Origin of the sequence: Flavobacterium chungnamense, assembly GCF_039539165.1 — a bacterium.
Classification (GTDB): Bacteria; Bacteroidota; Bacteroidia; order Flavobacteriales; family Flavobacteriaceae; genus Flavobacterium; species Flavobacterium chungnamense.
Genome location: NZ_BAABCS010000015.1, coordinates 13,728 through 32,940, shown reverse-complemented (window position 1 = coordinate 32,940; position 19,213 = coordinate 13,728). Strand labels below are relative to the sequence as shown.

At 31.8% G+C, this 19,213-nt stretch carries 17 protein-coding genes; 9 read left to right on the top strand and 8 right to left on the bottom strand.

Annotation, left to right across the window (positions count from 1 at the left end):
* Positions 1-13: 13 nt before the first annotated feature.
* The 6 genes from ABD771_RS07240 to miaB all read right to left on the bottom strand — a co-directional run bounded on the left by ABD771_RS07240 (position 14) and on the right by miaB (position 5,129).
* Positions 14-289 (bottom strand): co-chaperone GroES, encoded by a 276-nt coding sequence (locus ABD771_RS07240; protein ID WP_344815414.1) that lies wholly within the window; start codon positions 287-289, stop codon positions 14-16.
* 254 nt (positions 290-543) lie between these two features.
* Positions 544-918 carry a preprotein translocase subunit SecG gene (secG, locus tag ABD771_RS07235; RefSeq protein WP_345092780.1) on the bottom strand — a complete coding sequence of 125 codons (375 nt, stop codon included), beginning with the start codon at positions 916-918 and terminating at the stop codon, positions 544-546.
* A 3-nt stretch (positions 919-921) separates the two neighbouring features.
* On the bottom strand, positions 922-1,737 hold the full coding sequence (locus ABD771_RS07230) for a tetratricopeptide repeat protein (protein WP_345092777.1): 816 nt from the start codon (positions 1,735-1,737) through the stop codon (positions 922-924).
* 57 nt (positions 1,738-1,794) lie between these two features.
* Complete coding sequence (locus tag ABD771_RS07225; protein ID WP_345092774.1) at positions 1,795-2,298, bottom strand: LptE family protein; 504 nt, start codon at positions 2,296-2,298, stop codon at positions 1,795-1,797.
* Positions 2,299-2,362: 64 nt separating this feature from the next.
* Complete coding sequence (locus ABD771_RS07220) at positions 2,363-3,622, bottom strand: sigma-54 interaction domain-containing protein (protein WP_345092771.1); 1,260 nt, start codon at positions 3,620-3,622, stop codon at positions 2,363-2,365.
* Between the two features lie 58 nt (positions 3,623-3,680).
* A complete protein-coding gene (gene miaB / locus ABD771_RS07215; RefSeq protein ID WP_345092767.1) occupies positions 3,681-5,129 on the bottom strand; it encodes a tRNA (N6-isopentenyl adenosine(37)-C2)-methylthiotransferase MiaB in 1,449 nt (482 codons plus the stop codon).
* 367 nt (positions 5,130-5,496) lie between these two features.
* On the opposite strand from miaB, the gene topA reads away from it, so the two are divergent.
* The 7 genes from topA (at position 5,497) to ABD771_RS07180 (ending at position 15,221) form a co-directional block, all read left to right on the top strand.
* Complete coding sequence (gene topA / locus ABD771_RS07210; protein WP_345092764.1) at positions 5,497-7,998, top strand: type I DNA topoisomerase; 2,502 nt, start codon at positions 5,497-5,499, stop codon at positions 7,996-7,998.
* Between the two features lie 3 nt (positions 7,999-8,001).
* Positions 8,002-9,147 (top strand): formimidoylglutamase, encoded by a 1,146-nt coding sequence (locus ABD771_RS07205; protein ID WP_345092761.1) that lies wholly within the window; start codon positions 8,002-8,004, stop codon positions 9,145-9,147.
* A gap of 254 nt (positions 9,148-9,401) precedes the next feature.
* Positions 9,402-10,802 carry a T9SS ring complex lipoprotein PorK/GldK gene (porK, locus tag ABD771_RS07200; protein WP_345092758.1) on the top strand — a complete coding sequence of 467 codons (1,401 nt, stop codon included), beginning with the start codon at positions 9,402-9,404 and terminating at the stop codon, positions 10,800-10,802.
* Between the two features lie 56 nt (positions 10,803-10,858).
* Positions 10,859-11,506, top strand: coding sequence for a type IX secretion system motor protein PorL/GldL (gene porL, locus ABD771_RS07195; RefSeq protein WP_345092755.1), 648 nt, complete (start codon positions 10,859-10,861; stop codon positions 11,504-11,506).
* Positions 11,507-11,560: 54 nt separating this feature from the next.
* On the top strand, positions 11,561-13,096 hold the full coding sequence (gene porM, locus ABD771_RS07190; protein ID WP_345092752.1) for a type IX secretion system motor protein PorM/GldM: 1,536 nt from the start codon (positions 11,561-11,563) through the stop codon (positions 13,094-13,096).
* Positions 13,097-13,147: 51 nt separating this feature from the next.
* Positions 13,148-14,062, top strand: coding sequence for a type IX secretion system ring subunit PorN/GldN (gene porN / locus ABD771_RS07185; RefSeq protein WP_345092749.1), 915 nt, complete (start codon positions 13,148-13,150; stop codon positions 14,060-14,062).
* Positions 14,063-14,153: 91 nt separating this feature from the next.
* Entirely contained in the window at positions 14,154-15,221 is a 1,068-nt protein-coding gene (locus tag ABD771_RS07180; protein WP_345092746.1) for an NAD(P)/FAD-dependent oxidoreductase, read from the top strand.
* On the opposite strand, the gene ABD771_RS07175 is transcribed toward ABD771_RS07180, so the two are convergent.
* A complete protein-coding gene (locus ABD771_RS07175) occupies positions 15,184-15,570 on the bottom strand; it encodes a DUF983 domain-containing protein (RefSeq protein WP_345092742.1) in 387 nt (128 codons plus the stop codon). The two genes, ABD771_RS07180 and ABD771_RS07175, sit on opposite strands and share 38 nt — an antisense overlap.
* A gap of 66 nt (positions 15,571-15,636) precedes the next feature.
* Here ABD771_RS07175 and ABD771_RS07170 point away from each other — a divergent pair, with 66 nt between their 5' ends.
* Together ABD771_RS07170 and ABD771_RS07165 are read left to right on the top strand one after the other, a co-directional pair.
* Positions 15,637-17,544 carry an ABC-F family ATP-binding cassette domain-containing protein gene (locus ABD771_RS07170; RefSeq protein WP_345092739.1) on the top strand — a complete coding sequence of 636 codons (1,908 nt, stop codon included), beginning with the start codon at positions 15,637-15,639 and terminating at the stop codon, positions 17,542-17,544.
* 6 nt (positions 17,545-17,550) lie between these two features.
* Entirely contained in the window at positions 17,551-17,931 is a 381-nt protein-coding gene (locus tag ABD771_RS07165) for a DUF4345 domain-containing protein (RefSeq protein WP_345092736.1), read from the top strand.
* Positions 17,932-17,964: 33 nt separating this feature from the next.
* On the opposite strand, the gene ABD771_RS07160 is transcribed toward ABD771_RS07165, so the two are convergent.
* Positions 17,965-19,212, bottom strand: coding sequence for a GNAT family N-acetyltransferase (locus ABD771_RS07160; protein WP_345092733.1), 1,248 nt, complete (start codon positions 19,210-19,212; stop codon positions 17,965-17,967).
* Between the last annotated feature and the right edge of the window lies 1 nt (position 19,213).

Here is a 19,213-nt window from a genome sequence, read left to right as displayed (position 1 = left end):
GTACCTCTTACATTTAAATTATTGCAAGAATATCATCTTCTCTCATGATCAGATAATCTTTTCCATCAAGTTTTAAATCGGTTCCCGCGTATTTTCCATAAAGAACGGTATCACCAACTTTTACAGTCATTGGTTCGTCTTTTTTTCCGTTTCCAACTGCAACAACAGTTCCTTTTTGAGGTTTTTCTTTGGCTGTATCGGGAATTATAATTCCAGAAGCAGTTTGTGTTTCGGCAGCAGCTGGTTCCACGATTACGCGGTCTGAAAGCGGTTTAATGTTTAATGCCATAATTCGTATATTTTGTATTAATTAAAATTTTAATATTGCTATTTTATAGTCAGAAATTGTGCCATTGATTAAAAACTGACAATTTTTCAGCGAAGGTACTGAAAGTTGACAGATTGTATGACGATTTATTGTTGTTTAATCTTGACAATTTAATCATATAAAAAATGTAAATAATAGTACTTAGTAAAGTTTATACAAAAAAAATCCCGACTTCGTTTTTGAACGAGTCGGGATTTTTTTTGATAATATATTTCTTATTTTTTCACTGGAGTTGTAGGTGTAGCTTCAGGTTTTGTAGGAGTTGTAGTAGTGCTAGCGGCTGGAGTTTCTGCTTTGTCAGTTTTAGGTGCTTCTGTTTGTGGTGCGGCTGGTTCAATTAAACTTTTGTTATCGCTTAAAGTTCCTGTGAAACTTAAACTAGATAATAAAACTAATGTGATTAATGATCCTGCTAATACCCATGTACTTTTGTCTAAAAAATCTGTTGTTTTTTGTACACCACCTAATTGTTGTGAACCTCCAATAGCTGAAGATAAACCACCACCTTTAGGGTTTTGTACCATGATTACTATGATTAATAAGAAACAAACGATTGTTATTAATACTAAAAAAATTGAAAATGTGCTCATTGCTTAACTATTATTGTTTTGTTGTAAATTCTTAATATCCGAAATTCGGTCTGCAAAGAAACTACTTTTTTCTGGATATTTCAAAATTAATATTTCATAAGCTTGAATTGCTTTCTGATATTTTTTTTGTTCTAAGTAAACTTTTGCCAAAGTTTCAGTCATTAAATAGGATTTATCTTCAGTAATAGATATTGATATTACTGGATTACTTTCTTTATTTACAGGTGGTATTTTCGGATTTGATTCAATAAATTTATCTATCATTTCCAATTTTTTCTTCCTAACAATTTCTGCTTCTGTTGGTGTTTCTTTTCTTTCAATTGGTTTCAATCTTGAAAGTTGTAACCATTCTTGAAACGAATGCTTTTCTTCTTTTGTGAACTCTAAAGGTTTTCCAATTTCTAATTTTTCTTTAATACTTTCCTCTTCAGGAGATGCTTTAGCAATAGATGATAATATAGATTGCTCTAAAGAGTTTACAGATTCAGCTGTGCTTGAATATTCAACAATTTCGCTGCCAACTACATCAATATTTAATAATTCGGCAACTTTTTGGTCATATAAACCATTTTGAACTGTTACAAAATTGTCTGATGTTATAAAATCAAACAGAATAGATCTATCTGTAGTAAATGCTGCTGCTACCTTTAAAGCATAATTATATTTAAAACTGTCTTGATTGTACAAGTGTTTTAATCGCAAAACTCGAGCACTTTGAAAATAAGGAAATTCCTCAATAATTTTTTCTAAAGCAATATTGTGTCGCTCATTTATGGCGTCGGGTTTATTGATTAAGTAGGTGTAGTCAGTTAAGTTCAATTTTTTCAGTTTTCAAGTTTAGTAATGAATATACATTTATAACTACTAACTTTATTATTACCATTTAGCAAGAGATTCATTAAAAATGTCTTGTGTTATTCTAGTGAAAATTTCATCTAAATATGTATTCAATTTTGCACCTGTTGGGTTTTCAGAGGCATCAAAATCAACAAAAAAAGAAAAAGTCTTTTCAAAATTATCAGCTTCTTTGTTTTTATTTACAAATCTAACATTAACTGTAATAGAAAGTCTACTTTGAGCCGCTTTTTGATCAGCCGTAGCTGTCATTGGAGTGATATTATATTGTGTTATTTCACCTTCATAAAGTAAATCGCCACTATTATTGGTTAGATTTAAGTTTGTTTGGTTTTGTAATATTTCTTGTAATTTGATAGTAAAAGTTCTTTCAATTCCTGGCTCAATTAATGGTGCATTATTCTGAAAATAGTTTACTTGAACTGTTTTTGCGTCAATTGGCCCAGTACCAGTGAAATTGTAGGGTCCACAACTATTTAAAGTCAATGCAACAAGAAGGAATGCTATGTATTTTAGTTTATTCATCAGAATTTAAAAAGCCAAAGATATATTTTTTTATTTCAATAATTGTTAATCCTTTTATAATGAATTACAAATCGTATTGTTTGATTTTTCGATATAATGTTCGTTCAGAAATCCCTAATTCATCAGCTGCTGCTTTTCTTTTTCCTTTGTTTTTTTCTAAAGATTTTTTGATGAGCTCAATTTCTTTTTGTTCCAATTTCAAAATTTCTTCTTCTTCAACAGTTTCTGCAAATAAATAGTTGTTGTCATCTTCGTCATCTTCAAATTCTTCTTGCTCAACTTCTTCTGCTTTTGGAATTATTGTATTTCGCCGTTGATCTTCAAAAAATGTTTCTTCATCAGATTTTCCATATACTTTCTGAATCAAATTTGGATTGATGTCTTGCACTTTTGCACCATTTTTCATCAATTCTAAAGTCAATTTCTTCAAATCATTCAAATCACTTTTCATATCAAAAAGCACTTTGTACAAAATATCTCTTTCGGTAGAAAAATCATTTTCAGCTTTTTTTCCACCAATAACACTCGGTAATTGACTTCCCTCTTGTGGTAAATAAGATATTAATGTTTGAAGAGAAATTTCTCTTTTGGTTTCTAAAACCGATATTTGTTCAGCTGAATTTCGAAGCTGACGAATATTTCCACCCCAACGATAATTTAGTAAATATTTTACAGCATCATCATCTAGTTTTATGGCTGGCATTTTGTATTTGTGAGCAAAATCGGAAGCAAATTTTCTAAACAACAAATGAATATCCTCTTTTCGTTCGCGCAATGGAGGAAGTCCAATTTCAACGGTGCTCAAACGATAATATAAATCTTCACGAAATTTTCCTTTTTCGATGGCATCAAACATGTTTACGTTAGTCGCAGCTACAATTCTAACATTGGTTTTTTGAACTTGTGATGAACCTACTTTTATAAATTCGCCATTTTCTAATACACGTAACAAACGAACTTGAGTGGTTAAGGGTAATTCACCAACTTCATCAAGGAAAATGGTTCCGCCATCAGCAACTTCAAAATAACCTTCACGCGTTCCTGTTGCACCAGTAAACGAACCTTTTTCATGTCCAAAAAGTTCACTATCAATTGTTCCTTCTGGGATGGCACCACAATTTACAGCAATATATTTACCATGTTTTCTGTGTGAAAGCGAATGTATTATTTTAGGAATACTTTCTTTTCCAACGCCACTCTCTCCAACGACCAACACCGAAATATCAGTTGGAGCAACTTGAATAGCTTTTTCTACTGCACGATTTAGCTTTGGATCATTTCCAATAATTTCAAATCGCTGTTTTATAGATTGTACTGTTTCCATATTTTTTTTTCGCCAAAGATTAACAGATTTATATCTGAATAATCTGTGGCTAACTTTTTTAATTCATTTCACTATACTCAACGGCTTCACCAATCAAAGTTCCGCTTGTGCAATTCGTTATTTTTACATTTACGAAATCGCCTATTTTATAATGCTCTTTAGGAAAAACAACAGTTATGCTTTGTGAATTTCTTCCAGACAAATCATTTTCCGATTTTTTAGAGGTTTTTTCAACCAAAACTTCTACCGTTTGACCTAAAAACTCTTGCGTTCTAAAAGCACTGTGTGTTCTTTGAGCATCAACTATTTCTTGTAATCTTCTTGCTTTAGTTTCTTCAGCAACATCGTCTTCCAGTTTTCTTCCAGCCAAAGTTCCAGGGCGTTCTGAATACGAATACATGTATCCAAAACTATATTTTACATAGTCCATTAATGATAAGGTATCTTGATGATCTTGCTCTGTTTCTGTTGGAAAACCAGCAATCATATCTTGTGTAATACAGACATTCGGAATTATTGATTTTATATTGTCTATCAATCTCATATATTCTTCACGTGTGTGAAGTCGATTCATTTCTTTCAATATTCTATTACTTCCAGATTGAACAGGTAAATGGATATGTTTACAAATATTTGGATATTTTGCAATGATGTGCAGCACTTCTTCGTGCATATCCTGTGGATTGGAAGTCGAAAAACGAATGCGCATTTTAGGAAAACCAACAGCAACCATTTCTAACAATTGTTCAAATTTGACTGCTGTAGCTTGTTGCATTTCGGTTGCTTTATCAAAATCTTTTTTCAATCCGCCACCATACCAAACGTAACTGTCCACATTCTGACCTAAAAGCGTAATTTCTTTATAACCAGTGTCCCAAAGTTGCTGAATTTCCATCATAATACTCTGTGGTTCACGACTTCTTTCGCGACCACGAGTAAAAGGCACAACGCAAAACGTACACATATTATCGCAACCACGAGTAATAGATACAAATGCAGAAACACCATTAGAATTCAATCTCACAGGCGAAATGTCACCATAAGTCTCTTCTTTAGATAAAATTACATTTATAGCATCGCGACCATCTTCAATTTCGGCTAGTAAATTTGGTAAATCTTTGTAAGCATCAGGACCAACAACCATATCAACAATTTTCTCTTGTTCAAGAAATTGTTCTTTCAATCGTTCTGCCATACAACCCAAAACACCAACTTTCATCTTTGGATTAATATCACGTTTTACAGCATTGTACTTCTCTAAACGTTTTCTAACAGTTTGTTCGGCTTTATCTCTGATAGAACATGTGTTTACCAAAACCAAATCGGCTTCTTCCAATATTTGAGTAGTATTATAACCTTCATTTGTCAAGATTGAAGCAACAATTTCACTATCAGAAAAATTCATAGCGCAACCATAACTTTCAATATAAAGTTTCTTTGTGTTTTCAGGTTTATTCTCAAGAACTAAACTTTGTCCTTGTGCTTTTTCATCAATTTCTTTTTCCATAAAATAATCTTCGATTGAATCGGATTACAAAGATAATACTAAATTACAAAATCTGACAAGATGGCAGATAATGTTTAACATTCTTTTATTAAGTAGCGAATGGTTTGGGATTTTTCAGCAATCCATATTCCTGCATTTCATTGCAATCTTTTCATTTGTTGCCTTCGAGTTTGCTTCAGGCAACAAATGAAAAGGATTTCCATTTCAAATGTGAAACATTCACAGAACTCCGTTAAAAATCAAACATTTTGTGAGGTAATCAGGGCTAAAATTCATTCCATTTTTATACTTGCAATTTTTAAAAATGATTTCAAAAACTAAAAATCTAAAAAAAAAATATACTTTTGCCGAACAAACAAAATACATAATGGCAAAGAATTTAGTTATAGTAGAGTCACCAGCAAAGGCAAAAACCATCGAAAAATTTCTTGGTAGCGATTATCAAGTCGAATCAAGTTATGGTCATATTGCCGACTTGCCTTCCAAAGAGATAGGAGTAGATGTCGAAAACGGATTCAAGCCAAAGTACGAAGTTTCAGCTGATAAAAAAGCACTTGTTACAAAGCTTAGAGGTTTAGCTAAAAATGCCGATATGGTTTGGTTAGCTTCCGATGAGGACCGCGAAGGAGAAGCAATTTCTTGGCATTTATCAGAAGAATTAAAATTAGATAAAAACAAAACTAAAAGAATTGTTTTTCATGAGATTACCAAAAATGCCATTCTAAAAGCCATTGATAATCCTAGAGAAATTGATTACAATCTAGTAAACGCTCAACAAGCGCGAAGAGTTTTAGACAGATTAGTAGGATACGAATTATCGCCAGTTTTATGGAGAAAAATTAAAGGTGGATTATCTGCTGGAAGAGTTCAATCAGTTTCAGTTAGATTAATTGTAGAACGCGAAAGAGAAATTCAAAATTTCAAACCAGTTGCAAGTTATTCTGTTGTGGCAGAATTTGTAAACGAAGCAGGAAGAGCTTTTAAAGCTAAACTTCCAAAGAATTTTAATACTAAAAAAGAAGCCGAAGATTTTTTAAACAAAAACATCGGTTCCAATTATAAAGTAGGGGATTTGGAAACAAAACCTACTAAAAAATCTCCAACAGGACCATTTACAACTTCAACTTTACAACAAGAAGCAGCACGTAAATTATATCTTCCAGTTGGAATTACCATGCAATTAGCACAACGTTTGTATGAAGCTGGATTGATTACTTACATGAGAACGGATTCGGTTAATCTTTCCAAAGAAGCAATGGATGCAGCTCAGGCAGAAATCATAAAATCTTACGGAAAAGAGTTTTCAAAACCGAGAACGTTTACCAATAAAAGTAAAGGAGCACAAGAAGCTCACGAAGCCATTCGTCCAACGGATATGTCGCGTCATACAGTAAATATCGATAGAGAGCAAGCGCGTTTGTATGATTTAATTTGGAAAAGAACATTAGCTTCTCAAATGAGTGATGCCGAATTGGAAAGAACCAATGTGAGAATTGAGGCAAACAATCATTCAGAGGTTTTTACAGCTTCTGGAGAAGTTATTAAATTTGAAGGTTTCTTGAAAGTATATCTTGAAGGAAATGATGAGGATGAAGAAGAGCAAGAAGGAATGTTGCCAGCAATGAAAGTCAATGAAAAATTGAGTAATAATTATATCACGGCTACAGAACGTTATTCTCGTCCGCCAAGTCGTTATACAGAAGCTTCTTTAGTTAAAAAATTGGAAGAATTAGGAATTGGTCGTCCGTCAACGTATGCACCAACTATTTCTACAATCATCAACAGAAGCTATGTAGAAAAAGGAACTCTTGAAGGTCAAGAACGAAAATATACACAATTGACATTACAATCAGGAAAAGTATCGGATGTAATTCTAAAAGAAAATACAGGTTCAGATAAAGGAAAATTAGTTCCAACCGATATTGGAAATATTGTAACAGACTTCTTGGTTAAGAACTTTGAAAAAATATTAGATTACAATTTCACTGCCAAAGTCGAACAAGATTTTGACGAAATCGCAGAAGGAAATATCAATTGGACCAAAATGATGCAGGAGTTTTATGATAAATTTCATCCCAATGTTAAAGATGTCGAAGCCAATGCCGATAGAGAAAGTGGTGAAAGAATTTTAGGAAAGCATCCAGAATCAGGTAAAACGGTTTTGGTTCGTTTAGGAAAATTTGGTGCGATGGCTCAAATTGGTGATAGCGATGATGAAGATAAAAAATTTGCAAGTTTACGTCCAGAACAAAATATCGGAAATATTACTTTAGAAGAAGCATTGAATTTATTTTTGCTTCCAAAAGCATTAGGAACTTATAAAGGTGAAGAGGTTGAAGTAAGTTTGGGACGTTTTGGACCGTTTGTACGTTTTGGGAAAGTATTTGTTTCACTTCCAAAAGGTGAAGAACCACTTGATGTAGATTTAGAAAGAGCTAAGGTTTTAATTGATGAAAAAACACAAGCGGATGCTCCAATTGCAGTTTACAAAGGCGAAGGTGTTCAAAAAGGAACAGGAAGATTCGGACCATTTATTAAATGGAATGGAATATTTATTAATGTTTCAAAAAAATATAATTTCGATAATTTATCTCAAAATGATATTGAAGAATTAATTGAAGACAAACTTCAAAAAAATATCGATAAAGTAATCCACAATTGGGAAGCTGAAGGGATTTTAGTTCAAAAAGCACGTTGGGGAAGAAGCGAAATTACTAAAGGTAAAATCAAAATTGAATTGAGTAAAGATGTTGATGCTTCAAAATTGACTTTAGCTGAAGTTCAAGAAATGATTGCCAAAAAAACACCTGCAAAAAAGCCTGCAGCTAAGAAGGCACCAGCAAAAAAAACAACTACCAAAAAGAAATAATAAATGGAATTCGATTTTCTTGCACCTTTAGATAATGATTTGATTATTGATATTAAGCAATTGTCATCTCAGCATTTGTCTAGTAAAGTTGTGTTTCATACTGAAGCGGAGTTTCCAGATATTTCAAAAGTTAATATTGCTATAATAGGAGTTCTTGAAAATCGTGGAAAAGATTCGAAAGAAGTTGATTTATCTAATGTAAGAAGAGAATTATATAGCTTATTTCCTGGTAATTGGAGTAAAACTATTGCCGATTTAGGTGATATTTTAGCAGGAAATTCAACCGATGACACCTACTTTGCATTGCAAAAAGTAGTTTCTAAACTAGTTAAGAATAAAGTAATTCCTATTGTTATTGGCGGTTCACAAGATTTAACCTATGCAATGTATCGAGGATATGATGATTTAGAACAAATGGTAAATTTGGTTTCCATTGATAATAAATTCGATTTAGGTAAACAAGAAACTTTAATTAGCTCAGAGTCTTATTTGTCTAAAATAATTATTGAAGAACCAAATAATCTTTTCAATTATAGTAATATTGGCTATCAAACCTATTACAACTCGCAAGAAGAAATAGATTTGATGGAGAAATTATTCTTTGATGCTTATCGTTTAGGAGAAGTTTGTAATAATATTTTAATTGCAGAACCAGTTTTTCGGGATGCCGATTTAGTAAGTTTCGATTTAACTTCTGTAAAATCATCTGACTCTGGAAATTTTACTAATTTTCAACCAAATGGTTTTAATGGTAAAGAGATATGTTCTTTGTCTAGATATGCCGGAATTAGTGATAAAGTTTCTTGTTTGGGCGTTTTTAATCACAATGATACTAAGCAAGAATCAGTTTTGATTGCTCAAATAATTTGGTATTTTATTGAAGGTATACATTATCGTTCCAATGAGTATCCATTTGGAAGCAAAGAAAATTACATAAAATACACAGTTCCTTTTGAAGATGAGGATATTGTGTTTTTTAAAAGTGATAAAACAGAGCGTTGGTGGATTGAAATACCATTTTTTGCAAATACTCACAATAAATTAAAAAAGAATACGTTATTACCATGTTCTCACGAAGATTATTTGGCAGCTTGCAACCAAGAGTTTCCCGAGCGTTGGTGGAAAGCACAACGTAAGAGCATTTTATAAGAGTTTTTGTAAATAAAAATCTTATAAAATCTTATAAACATAAAATTTGTAAGAAAAAAAATATAAAAACAACAAAAAAGCGTTAATAAACGCAATTATTTGCATTTTGTCGATTATTTTATTTTGTCAATAAATATATAATTGTATTTTTGGTCAAGAAAATAAAATTTTAAGATATAAATAATTGTTTTTTTCAAAAATAATAGATAGGTTTACGCCCTTAAAATAAGAATACATAATTAACCCAAATTAATATGAAGAAGTTCATTGCATTTGCATCTGTTTTAACACTACTAGTTAGCTGTGGTAAGTCTAACGACAAAGGAGAATTAGTAGGAGTAAAAGGAAAAAAATGGCATCCAGAAAAACCATACGGAATGACTTTAGTTCCAGGTGGTGCTTTTATTATGGGTAAATCAGATGATGATTTAGCTAATGTTCAAGATGCTCCAACTAAAACAGTAACTGTCAGATCATTCTATATGGATGAAACAGAAATTACTAATAGCGAGTACCGTCAATTCGTTGAATGGGTTAAGGACTCTATTATTAGAGTGCGTTTAGCTATTCTTGCTGATGAAGTTGGTCAAAAACCAGGTTCAGGTAAAGGTGGAAAAAATGCAGGTAGCATTGGTGATTTCGCTTTTGCAGATCAAGATCCAGCTAAAATGACTCCATACGATAAGTACATGTATGAGAACTATTATAGCGTTGGAACTACTGATGATCCTTATGCTGGAAGAAGATTAAATAAAAAGACAAAATTGATTACTGATACAAAAAAATATCCAGACGAATATTATGTAGAGGTAATGGATACAATGTATTTGCCAGTTGCTGAATCATTCAATGGTTTAAGAACAATTGATGTTGATAAATTGAAATTCCACTATTCATGGATGGACATCCAAGCTGCTGCTAAAGCTAAAGTTGGAAAAAGAAGTAAATTCATCAAAACTGAAAATACTAAAGTTTATCCTGATACAACAACTTGGATTAAAGATTTCTCTTACTCATATAACGAGCCAATGCACAACGATTATTTTTGGCACCAAGCTTATGGAGATTATCCAGTAGTTGGAGTTAACTGGAAACAAGCAAAAGCATTTTGTGCTTGGAGAACGTTGAACAAAAATATTTACGTTAAAAAGAAAAAAGGAAGAGATTTGATTAATTCATTCCGTTTACCAACAGAAGCAGAATGGGAATATGCTGCTCGTGGTGGTCTTGAATCAGGTAATTATCCTTGGGGAGGGCCTTATACTAAAAATGACAGAGGATGTTTTATGGCTAATTTCAAACCTAATCGTGGAGATTACGCAGCAGACCAGTCATTATATACTGTAGAAGCTAAATCTTATGAGCCAAATGGATACAACCTTTACAATATGTCAGGAAACGTATCAGAGTGGACAGATTCATCTTATGATGCATCAGCTTACGAGTATGTTTCAACAATGAATCCAAATGTTCCTGATACTTCTAACAAACGTAAAGTTGTTAGAGGAGGTTCATGGAAAGATGTTGCTTACTTCCTTCAAGTAGGAACTAGAGATTTCGAATATCAAGACACAGCAAGAAGCTATATTGGTTTCAGAACTGTTCAAGATTACATGGGAACTCAAACAACCGGAAACGGAAAGATTAAAAGATAAATTGTATTTTAACTAACTTAATTATATTAAACTTAACTAACTAAATTATTATTATTATGGGATTATTATCACCTAAAGTTATGAATTTCGCCTATGGTATGGGTGCAGCAGTTGTAATTGTTGGAGCATTATTTAAAATTGCTCACTTTGAATTAGGACCTTTAACAGGTACTGTGATGTTAACAATTGGATTATTAACAGAAGCATTAATTTTTGCTTTATCTGCATTTGAAACACCACCGGCAGAATTAGATTGGTCTTTAGTTTATCCTGAATTAGCAGGTGGACAAGCACAACCAAAATCAGCTAAAAAAGAAGATCCTAAAGAAGCACAAGGTTTACTTTCTCAAAAATTAGATAATATGTTGAAAGAAGCTAAAATCGATGGTGAATTGATGGCTAGCTTAGGAAATAGCATTAAAAACTTTGAAGGTGCTGCAAAATCAATTTCTCCAACTGTAGATGCTATGGCTGGTCAAAAGAAATATGCAGAAGAAATGGGTAAAGCTGCCTCTCAAATGGAAGCTTTAAATGGTTTATACCAAGCTCAATTACAAAGCGCTGAAAGAAATGCACAAATTAATAATGAAGTTGCTGAAAACAACTTAAAATTAAAAGATCAAATGCAATCACTAACTTCTAACTTGTCTACATTGAATAATGTTTATGGTGGAATGTTATCTGCAATGAGTAATAAAGGATAATTAGTTTTTTTAACTATATTTTATTAAATTAACAATTAAAACTAATTAGAAAAAATGGCAGGAGGAAAATTAACCCCTAGACAGAAGATGATTAACCTGATGTATCTGGTTTTTATCGCGATGTTGGCAATGAATATGTCAAAAGAAGTCCTTTCGGCTTTCGGTTTGATGAATGAAAAATTTGATGCAGCTAATGCATCTGCTACACAAACTAATGAGCAAATGATGCTTGCTCTTGACACTAAAGCTACTGAAGCTAAAGGTCAGTTTGCTGTTGCTGCTGTAACTGCTCACAAAGTTGAAGCTGCTACAAAGAAATTCTATGATTTTGTTGGTACTTTAAAAGCTGAAGTACTTAAAGGTGTTGAGTCAGAAGGCGGAAAATTACCATATGAGGCAATGGATAAAGCTGATAACTTAGATCATAGTTGGTTTACAGGTGATGGATATACTAAAAGAGGTAATGAAGTTATAACTGCAATTGAGGCATTTAAATCAGAAATTAATAGCGCTTTAGGAGGAGAAAAAAAATATGCTGCAATTTTAAAAGAAATTACAGGTAAATTTGATGTTTCTCCAGTTACGAATAAAGAAGGTGTGAAAATTAAATATTTGGATTATCACTTTAAAGGATTTCCAGCAATTGCTTCTTTAGCTAAACTTACTGCTTGGCAAAATGATGCAAAAAAAGCTGAATCTGATGTTATTAGTGCTGCTTTAGGTAAAGCTGCGGTACAAGCTGCATCTTATAGTAATTATCAAGCTATTGTTGCTCTTGATAAAAATGTTTATTTCCAAGGCGAGCCAGTTACTGGTAAAGTTGTTTTAGGACGTTATGATGAAAATACAAAACCAACTTCTTTCCAAGGACCTGGTAAACTTGTAAATGGACAAGCTATCATTTCTACTACAGCTGGTGCTGTGGGTGAGCAAAATCTTAGTGGTCAATTTACTTTTGTTGAAGAAGGTAAAACTATTCCACTTAAATTTACAGGTAAATACGTTGTTGTGCCTCGTCCGAATTCAGCTAACATTTCTGCTGATAAGATGAATGTTGTTTACAGAGGTTTACCAAATCCACTTACAATTTCATTTGCAGGTATTGGTGATAACAATGTAACTGCTTCTGGTCCTGGTGTTTCTTCAGCAGGAGGAAAAGGTAAATATAATTTAACTCCAGGTGCTGGAACGGAAGTAACTGTTACAGCTTCAGGAAAAATGACTGATGGTAAAGTGGTTTCTGATAAAAAAGTTTTCAGAATTAAAAACATACCTGCACCAGCTGGTTCTATTGGAGGAACTCCAGGATACCAAAAAGGAGCTAAATCTCGTTTAGAAGCTTCTACTATTGGAGCAATGTTACCAGATTTTGTTTATGATTTAAATTTTGAAGTTACTCAATTTGCATTTAAAGTTCCAGGTCAAGCTTCTATTGTTGTTAATGGAAACAAAGTTGACGGAAGATGTAAAGCTGCTTTAGCAAGAGCTAAGGCTGGTGATCAAATCACAGTATCTGATATAAAAACAAGAGTTAGTGGTGTAAGTGTTGCTATGAAAACTGCAGCACCAGCTATTTACGAAATACAATAAAAATTTAAGTTTGTCGTTATAAACCTACTTAGATAACTTAGAATAAAAATTATGAAATTGAAAAACTTTTTGTTAGTTGTTTTTAGTGTTGCAGGGACTTATGTTGCTTCTGCTCAATCCAATTTATTGAATGCTAAAACACCAGATGAGATAGGTAAAAAAACAGCTGCTCAACTTGAGTCTGATAATGACAAACCTCTACCTTATGGTTATGTTCATGACAGAGATGTTTTGATGGGTAAGACTACTTGGGAGTTAATTGATGTTGATGAAAGAATCAATTTTCCATTGTATTATCCTATTGATACTGCTTTTGTTGGTAAAGAAAGAAGATCACTTTTTCAAGTTCTTTTGAATGGTATTAAATCAGGGAAAATTACTGAAGTTTATGGTGATGACTATTTTAATGCAAAAAAATCTTTGAAAGATATTGAATCTGTTTTTAAATATAGAGATACTACTCAAGCTGGTATTGACGAATTTAATAACTATTATGATGATTACAAATCTGGAGCAAAAGTTTTATCAGCTGAATTTATAAATGAAACTGTTTTAAGTGCTAAAGATGTTTCAGGATATAGAATTAAAGGTTTCTGGTATTTTGATAAGCGTCAAAGTGAATTAAAGTATAGATTGTTAGCAATTTGTCCAATTGCAATTGAAGCAAGAGACAAGGCTAAAGGAAATACAGATACAATTGATTTGTTTTGGGTTTATTTCCCATCAATAAGAGATGTATTGCATGAAGCTAAAGCATTTAATGATAAAAATTCTGCAATGCCTTTAACGTTTGACCATTTGTTAAATTCTAGACGCTTTAGTGGTGTTATTTACAAAGAAGAAAATGTTTATGGTGACAGAACTATTCAAGATTACATGAAAGATAATGCACAAATGCAATTATTAGAATCAGAAAGAGTTAAAGAGAAGATTCGTAATTTCGAACAAGACATGTGGAACTACTAATATTAGTTTTCAAATAATATAAAACTCTTATCGAAAGATAAGAGTTTTTTTATGTCCATTATTTATCTTTACAATCTCTAAGTAACTTTTTATGTTAGATTATATTATTGTTGGCTCTGGTCTTGCAGGTATTGCTTTTTCTGAAATTGCACTTCAAAATAATAAAACTATTTTGGTTGTAAACAATCAATCTCACAATTCAACAAGGATTGCTGGAGGATTATATAATCCAGTTATTTTAAAGCGCTTTAGTGAGGTTTGGCAAGCTTCAGAACAATTAGAATTATTATACAACTTTTATGCAAATCTTGAAAAAAAGCTGCAGGTTAAGCTGGATTATAAACTACCGCTTTTGCGTAAATTTTATTCTGTAGAAGAACAAAACAATTGGTTCACTGCTTCAGATAAACCCAATCTTTCAAAGTTTCTATCAACTAATTTAATCACCAAGAAATGGAATTCAATTCCTTCACCTTTTAATTTTGGTGAAGTTCTATATTCTGGTTATGTCGACACAAATTTATTAGTCGATTCATACAAACAGTTTCTTATTAATCAAAATTCCTACTTAGAGCATACCTTTGATTATTCATGTTTGGTTATTGAAAAGGAATTTATTTCGTATCAGGATATAAAAGCAAAACATATTATTTTCGCTGAAGGATTTGGGATGCTTTTAAATCCATTTTTTAATAAATTACCATTAGACGGAACTAAAGGTGAATTATTGCTTATTAATGCGCCTAATTTGAATTTAGAAGTAATCATGAAATCGTCTATTTTCGTTCTTCCTATTGGAAATGATATATATAAGGTTGGGGCAACTTACAATTGGGAAGACAAAACAAATATTCCAACCGAATCAGCTAAAAAAGAATTAATAGACAATCTGAAAGAATTAATTACATGCGATTTCGAAGTGATAGAACATTATGCAGGTGTTCGTCCTACTGTTAAGGACAGAAGACCTTTAGTTGGAACCCATCCTGTTCATAAAAATCTACATGTTTTAAACGGATTAGGAACAAGAGGTGTTATGCTTGCACCAGCGATGGCTAAAAATTTATATAATCATATTGAAAATCAAATTCCTCTTGATAAAAATATTGATATCTTGAGAATCAAGAATTTTGTCTCCAATTTTTGTCAAAATGAATAAACATGTTGATGTAAATATTTCTAGCTAGTCTAGCTGTAACTGGCATTAAAAGAAATATTCCAATACCTAGTGAAATAAAAGAAACCTTTACAGATAATCCTAAAATTAATTTTGTTATCACAAATATTGCTACGCCAATTGCAACAGTTAATCCATAACTTACATACATTGCACCATAGAAAAAAGAAGGTTCAATTACATATTGAGTTTTGCAATGGCTACAAGTCTCATGCATTTTGTAAATAGTCTTTAATTTATAGGGGTTTTTTTCCACATACATACTTTCTTCTTGACATTTTGGACAACTTCCTGTTAAAATGCTATTTATTACGGTTCCTTTTTTTAACATTTGCAAAAATTTTTAGCAAAGGTACATCTTTGTACTTTTCTTAATGTAACATTTGTAACAAATTATATGCTTAATATTCACAATTTATCGGTTTCTTTTGGTGGTTCATATCTTTTTGAAGAAGTAACCTTTCGCCTAGGTTCAGGCGATAGAGTAGGTCTTGTTGGAAAAAATGGAGCTGGAAAATCTACAATGCTTAAGATTTTAGCTGGTGATTTTAAACCTGATTCAGGTCAAATTGCTACTGAAAAAGAAATTAAAATGGGGTTCCTTCGTCAAGATATCGATTTTGAACATGGAAGAACAGTTCTTGAAGAAGCCTACGAAGCATTTACTGAAATTAAACATGTAGAAAAAAAACTCGAAGAAATCAATCATCTTCTAGTTACAAGAACCGATTATGAAAGTGAAGAGTACGGTCAAATAATCGAAGATTTATCTGATTATACGCATCGTTTTGAATTACTTGGTGGTTATAATTATGTTGGTGACACAGAAAAAATTCTATTAGGATTAGGTTTTAAAAGAGAGGTATTTAACGACCAAACCGATACTTTTTCAGGAGGTTGGAGAATGCGTATTGAATTAGCAAAACTACTTTTGCAATCTAATGATATATTGCTTCTCGATGAGCCAACCAATCACTTAGATATTGAAAGTATCATCTGGTTAGAAGGGTTTTTAAGAAACTTTTCTGGTGTTGTCGTAATCGTTTCCCACGATAAAATGTTTTTAGATAATGTAACCAATAGGACAATCGAAATCTCTTTAGGTAAAGCATACGATTTCAACAAACCCTATTCTGAATATTTAGAATTGCGTCATGAAATTCGTGAAAAGCAACTAGCAACTCAAAAAAATCAAGCTAAGAAAATTGAAGAAACAGAGAAATTAATCGAGAAATTTCGTGCCAAAGCATCTAAAGCATCTATGGCGCAATCATTAATAAAAAAATTAGATAAAGTTGAGCGTATTGAAGTAGATGAAGACGATAATTCTGTAATGAATATTTCTTTTCCAGTTTCAAAAGTTCCAGGAAGAGTCGTTATTGAAGCCGAAGATGTAACTAAAGCATATGGAGATAAGGTCATTTTGAAAGACATTTCTTTATTAGTTGAAAGAGGAAGTAAAATTGCCTTTGTTGGTCAAAATGGTCAGGGGAAATCTACTTTTATTAAAGCAATTGTAAATGAGTTTGAATACCAAGGTGAAATCAAATTAGGTCATAACGTTCAAGTAGGCTATTTTGCTCAAAATCAAGCCGAATATCTTGATGGTGAGATCACTCTTCTACAAACGATGGAAGATGCTGCAACTGACACTAATCGTTCTAAAGTTCGTGATATGCTTGGTTCGTTCTTGTTTCGTGGTGATGATGTAGAAAAGAAGGTAAAAGTACTTTCAGGAGGTGAGCGTAACCGATTGGCTTTGTGTAAATTATTGCTTCAACCCATCAATGTTTTGGTCATGGATGAGCCTACAAATCACTTGGATATAAAGTCTAAGAACGTGCTTAAAGCAGCACTTCAAAAATATGAAGGGACATTGTTATTAGTTTCTCACGATAGAGATTTCTTGCAAGGAATGTCAAACATCGTTTACGAATTTAAAGACCAAAAAATCAAAGAATATCTTGGCGATATTAACTTTTTCTTAGAACAACGTAACATGGAAAACATGCGCGAAGTAGAGAAAAAAGATGTTGCTAAAAAAGAAGCTCCAAAAGAAAATTCAAAAACTTCTTATGAAGATCAAAAGAAAAACAAGTCACTTCAAAATCGATTAAGCAAAATAGAAAGTCAAATTCAACAACTCGAAAAAGACATTCAAAATGACGATAAAGCATTGGCTTCCAATTATGATAAGCATTTGGAAGACGCCCATTTTTTTATAGCATACAACAAGAAAAAAGCCGAATTAGATAAATTGCTAGAAGATTGGGAAGTAGTTCAAGGTGAACTAGATAATATGTAATCAAATATGAACAACTTTGTAAAACCAATAAATCTGCATTTAACGATTTCAATTTTTATTGTAATGATTGTAGCATTTGTATATGGTTTTAAACCAGATTTGTTTTTTGACGTAAAAGTAAAAACCATTGATGAGCATAATATTTTTAAAGCAATTATGGGAGTTTACAATGCTTTTTCATTCTTATGGTTTGTCGGAATTATAAAGGAAAAATTTTGGCAAACGGCTACAATTTCTAACTTTCTATTCATGTTTGGTTTAGCTTTCGGAAGAATAGTAAGCATTATTTTCGACGGAATTCCATCAACAATATTTTTATTAGGAACCGTTGGTGAATTAACTCTAGGGTTTTACGCTTTTCATCAATTCAAAAAATCAAAACAATAAGTAGATTTTAAGAAGCTAATTCTACTCTTCAGTTTAAAACTCAAAACTTTTTAAATTGTACTTCGTATTTCGTACTTCGTACTTTGTATTTCGTACTTCTAACTTCGTACTTCCAACTTCCTTAAAAGGATGTCTCATTTGCCATTCCGCTTCAGGTTCTAACTTCTTAAAAAAGTATTCTATGTATTTGTTTATCAATTTGTTATTATGATAAATAAAACCCGACATGTTTATAGGAATTGCACCAATAGAACTCTTTATTTCTAAAGCAGTTCTGCCGAAAATAATTTTTTCAAAACCTTTTTCAATGCCATATTCTGTCATGTTGTAAAGCATATTCAAATACAGCATATTTTCTTTTTGAACTTGCGAATCATAACCTAAAAAGTAGGTTTCTAATACAGTGCCATTGAGAAGAATTGTATGAAATCCAACTAATTTATCTTTCAGAAAGTAACCAAATATCAGAAAGTGATTTTGACATTGCTTCTTCATTGTAGAAAAGTGATTTTTTGCCAAAAAGAAGGTGTTGAAAGGTGCGTTTTTAGCTACATAATGATACAAATCATATATGGTTTCTTCATGTAAAATAACTTCATCTAAGTTCAATTCCTTAACATGTATTCCGTCAAATTTCTTGTGAGCTCGTTTATATTGATCACGGTATTTTTTAGAAAATGTAGCAATATAATCTTCTTTATTTTTCCATTTTTTGTCCAAATAGAAAATCATATTAGGTTGCGTATTAAACTCGTATGTATTAGACAGACTAAATTTTTTCAATTCAACTGAGCAATGTTCATAGAAATCTTTAAATGAAACCAAATGAATTTTAATTTTTTTATTCTTGAAATAAGTAGTAATCTCTTTAGCAGATTCCATTAAAATTTCACTGATGTGCTCAAAATCAATTTCTTTAGAAAAAGCATAACCATTTTGACCAGTAATCATATTATTTCCAAGAAATAAAGTATGTGAAGCAAAGTTTTTAAAAATAAAATTTCTGATAAATGTCTTAAAACATTTATCTCGTTCTCCAAAAGATTCTAACTTATTCAAGTCTAAATATTGAGCCAAGGATACACCAATAAGTTCTTGATTTTCAAATATTCCAATATAAAAACATTGCATATTCGTTGGAGCAGATTTTTCTAAAACTTCTAAATAATGTGTTTGAAGAAAAACATTGGATACAGCTACATCATCCCAATTATTTGGAAGTTCTCTAATGTGGTTGTATATTTTAAAAGTAAGTCCTTTCACAATAAAAAATCGCTCCACA

What these genes read in the sequence shown, in the direction of transcription:
- porM (WP_345092752.1), top strand. Translation starts at nt 11,561, where the DNA reads ATGGCAGGAGGAAAATTAACCCCTAGACAGAAGATGATTAACCTGATG.
- miaB (WP_345092767.1), bottom strand. Translation starts at nt 5,129, where the DNA reads ATGGAAAAAGAAATTGATGAAAAAGCACAAGGACAAAGTTTAGTTCTT.
- ABD771_RS07240 (WP_344815414.1), bottom strand. Translation starts at nt 289, where the DNA reads ATGGCATTAAACATTAAACCGCTTTCAGACCGCGTAATCGTGGAACCA.
- topA (WP_345092764.1), top strand. Translation starts at nt 5,497, where the DNA reads ATGGCAAAGAATTTAGTTATAGTAGAGTCACCAGCAAAGGCAAAAACC.
- secG (WP_345092780.1), bottom strand. Translation starts at nt 918, where the DNA reads ATGAGCACATTTTCAATTTTTTTAGTATTAATAACAATCGTTTGTTTC.
- porL (WP_345092755.1), top strand. Translation starts at nt 10,859, where the DNA reads ATGGGATTATTATCACCTAAAGTTATGAATTTCGCCTATGGTATGGGT.
- ABD771_RS07225 (WP_345092774.1), bottom strand. Translation starts at nt 2,298, where the DNA reads ATGAATAAACTAAAATACATAGCATTCCTTCTTGTTGCATTGACTTTA.
- ABD771_RS07170 (WP_345092739.1), top strand. Translation starts at nt 15,637, where the DNA reads ATGCTTAATATTCACAATTTATCGGTTTCTTTTGGTGGTTCATATCTT.
- porN (WP_345092749.1), top strand. Translation starts at nt 13,148, where the DNA reads ATGAAATTGAAAAACTTTTTGTTAGTTGTTTTTAGTGTTGCAGGGACT.
- porK (WP_345092758.1), top strand. Translation starts at nt 9,402, where the DNA reads ATGAAGAAGTTCATTGCATTTGCATCTGTTTTAACACTACTAGTTAGC.
- ABD771_RS07220 (WP_345092771.1), bottom strand. Translation starts at nt 3,622, where the DNA reads ATGGAAACAGTACAATCTATAAAACAGCGATTTGAAATTATTGGAAAT.
- ABD771_RS07180 (WP_345092746.1), top strand. Translation starts at nt 14,154, where the DNA reads ATGTTAGATTATATTATTGTTGGCTCTGGTCTTGCAGGTATTGCTTTT.
- ABD771_RS07175 (WP_345092742.1), bottom strand. Translation starts at nt 15,570, where the DNA reads ATGTTAAAAAAAGGAACCGTAATAAATAGCATTTTAACAGGAAGTTGT.
- ABD771_RS07205 (WP_345092761.1), top strand. Translation starts at nt 8,002, where the DNA reads ATGGAATTCGATTTTCTTGCACCTTTAGATAATGATTTGATTATTGAT.
- ABD771_RS07165 (WP_345092736.1), top strand. Translation starts at nt 17,551, where the DNA reads ATGAACAACTTTGTAAAACCAATAAATCTGCATTTAACGATTTCAATT.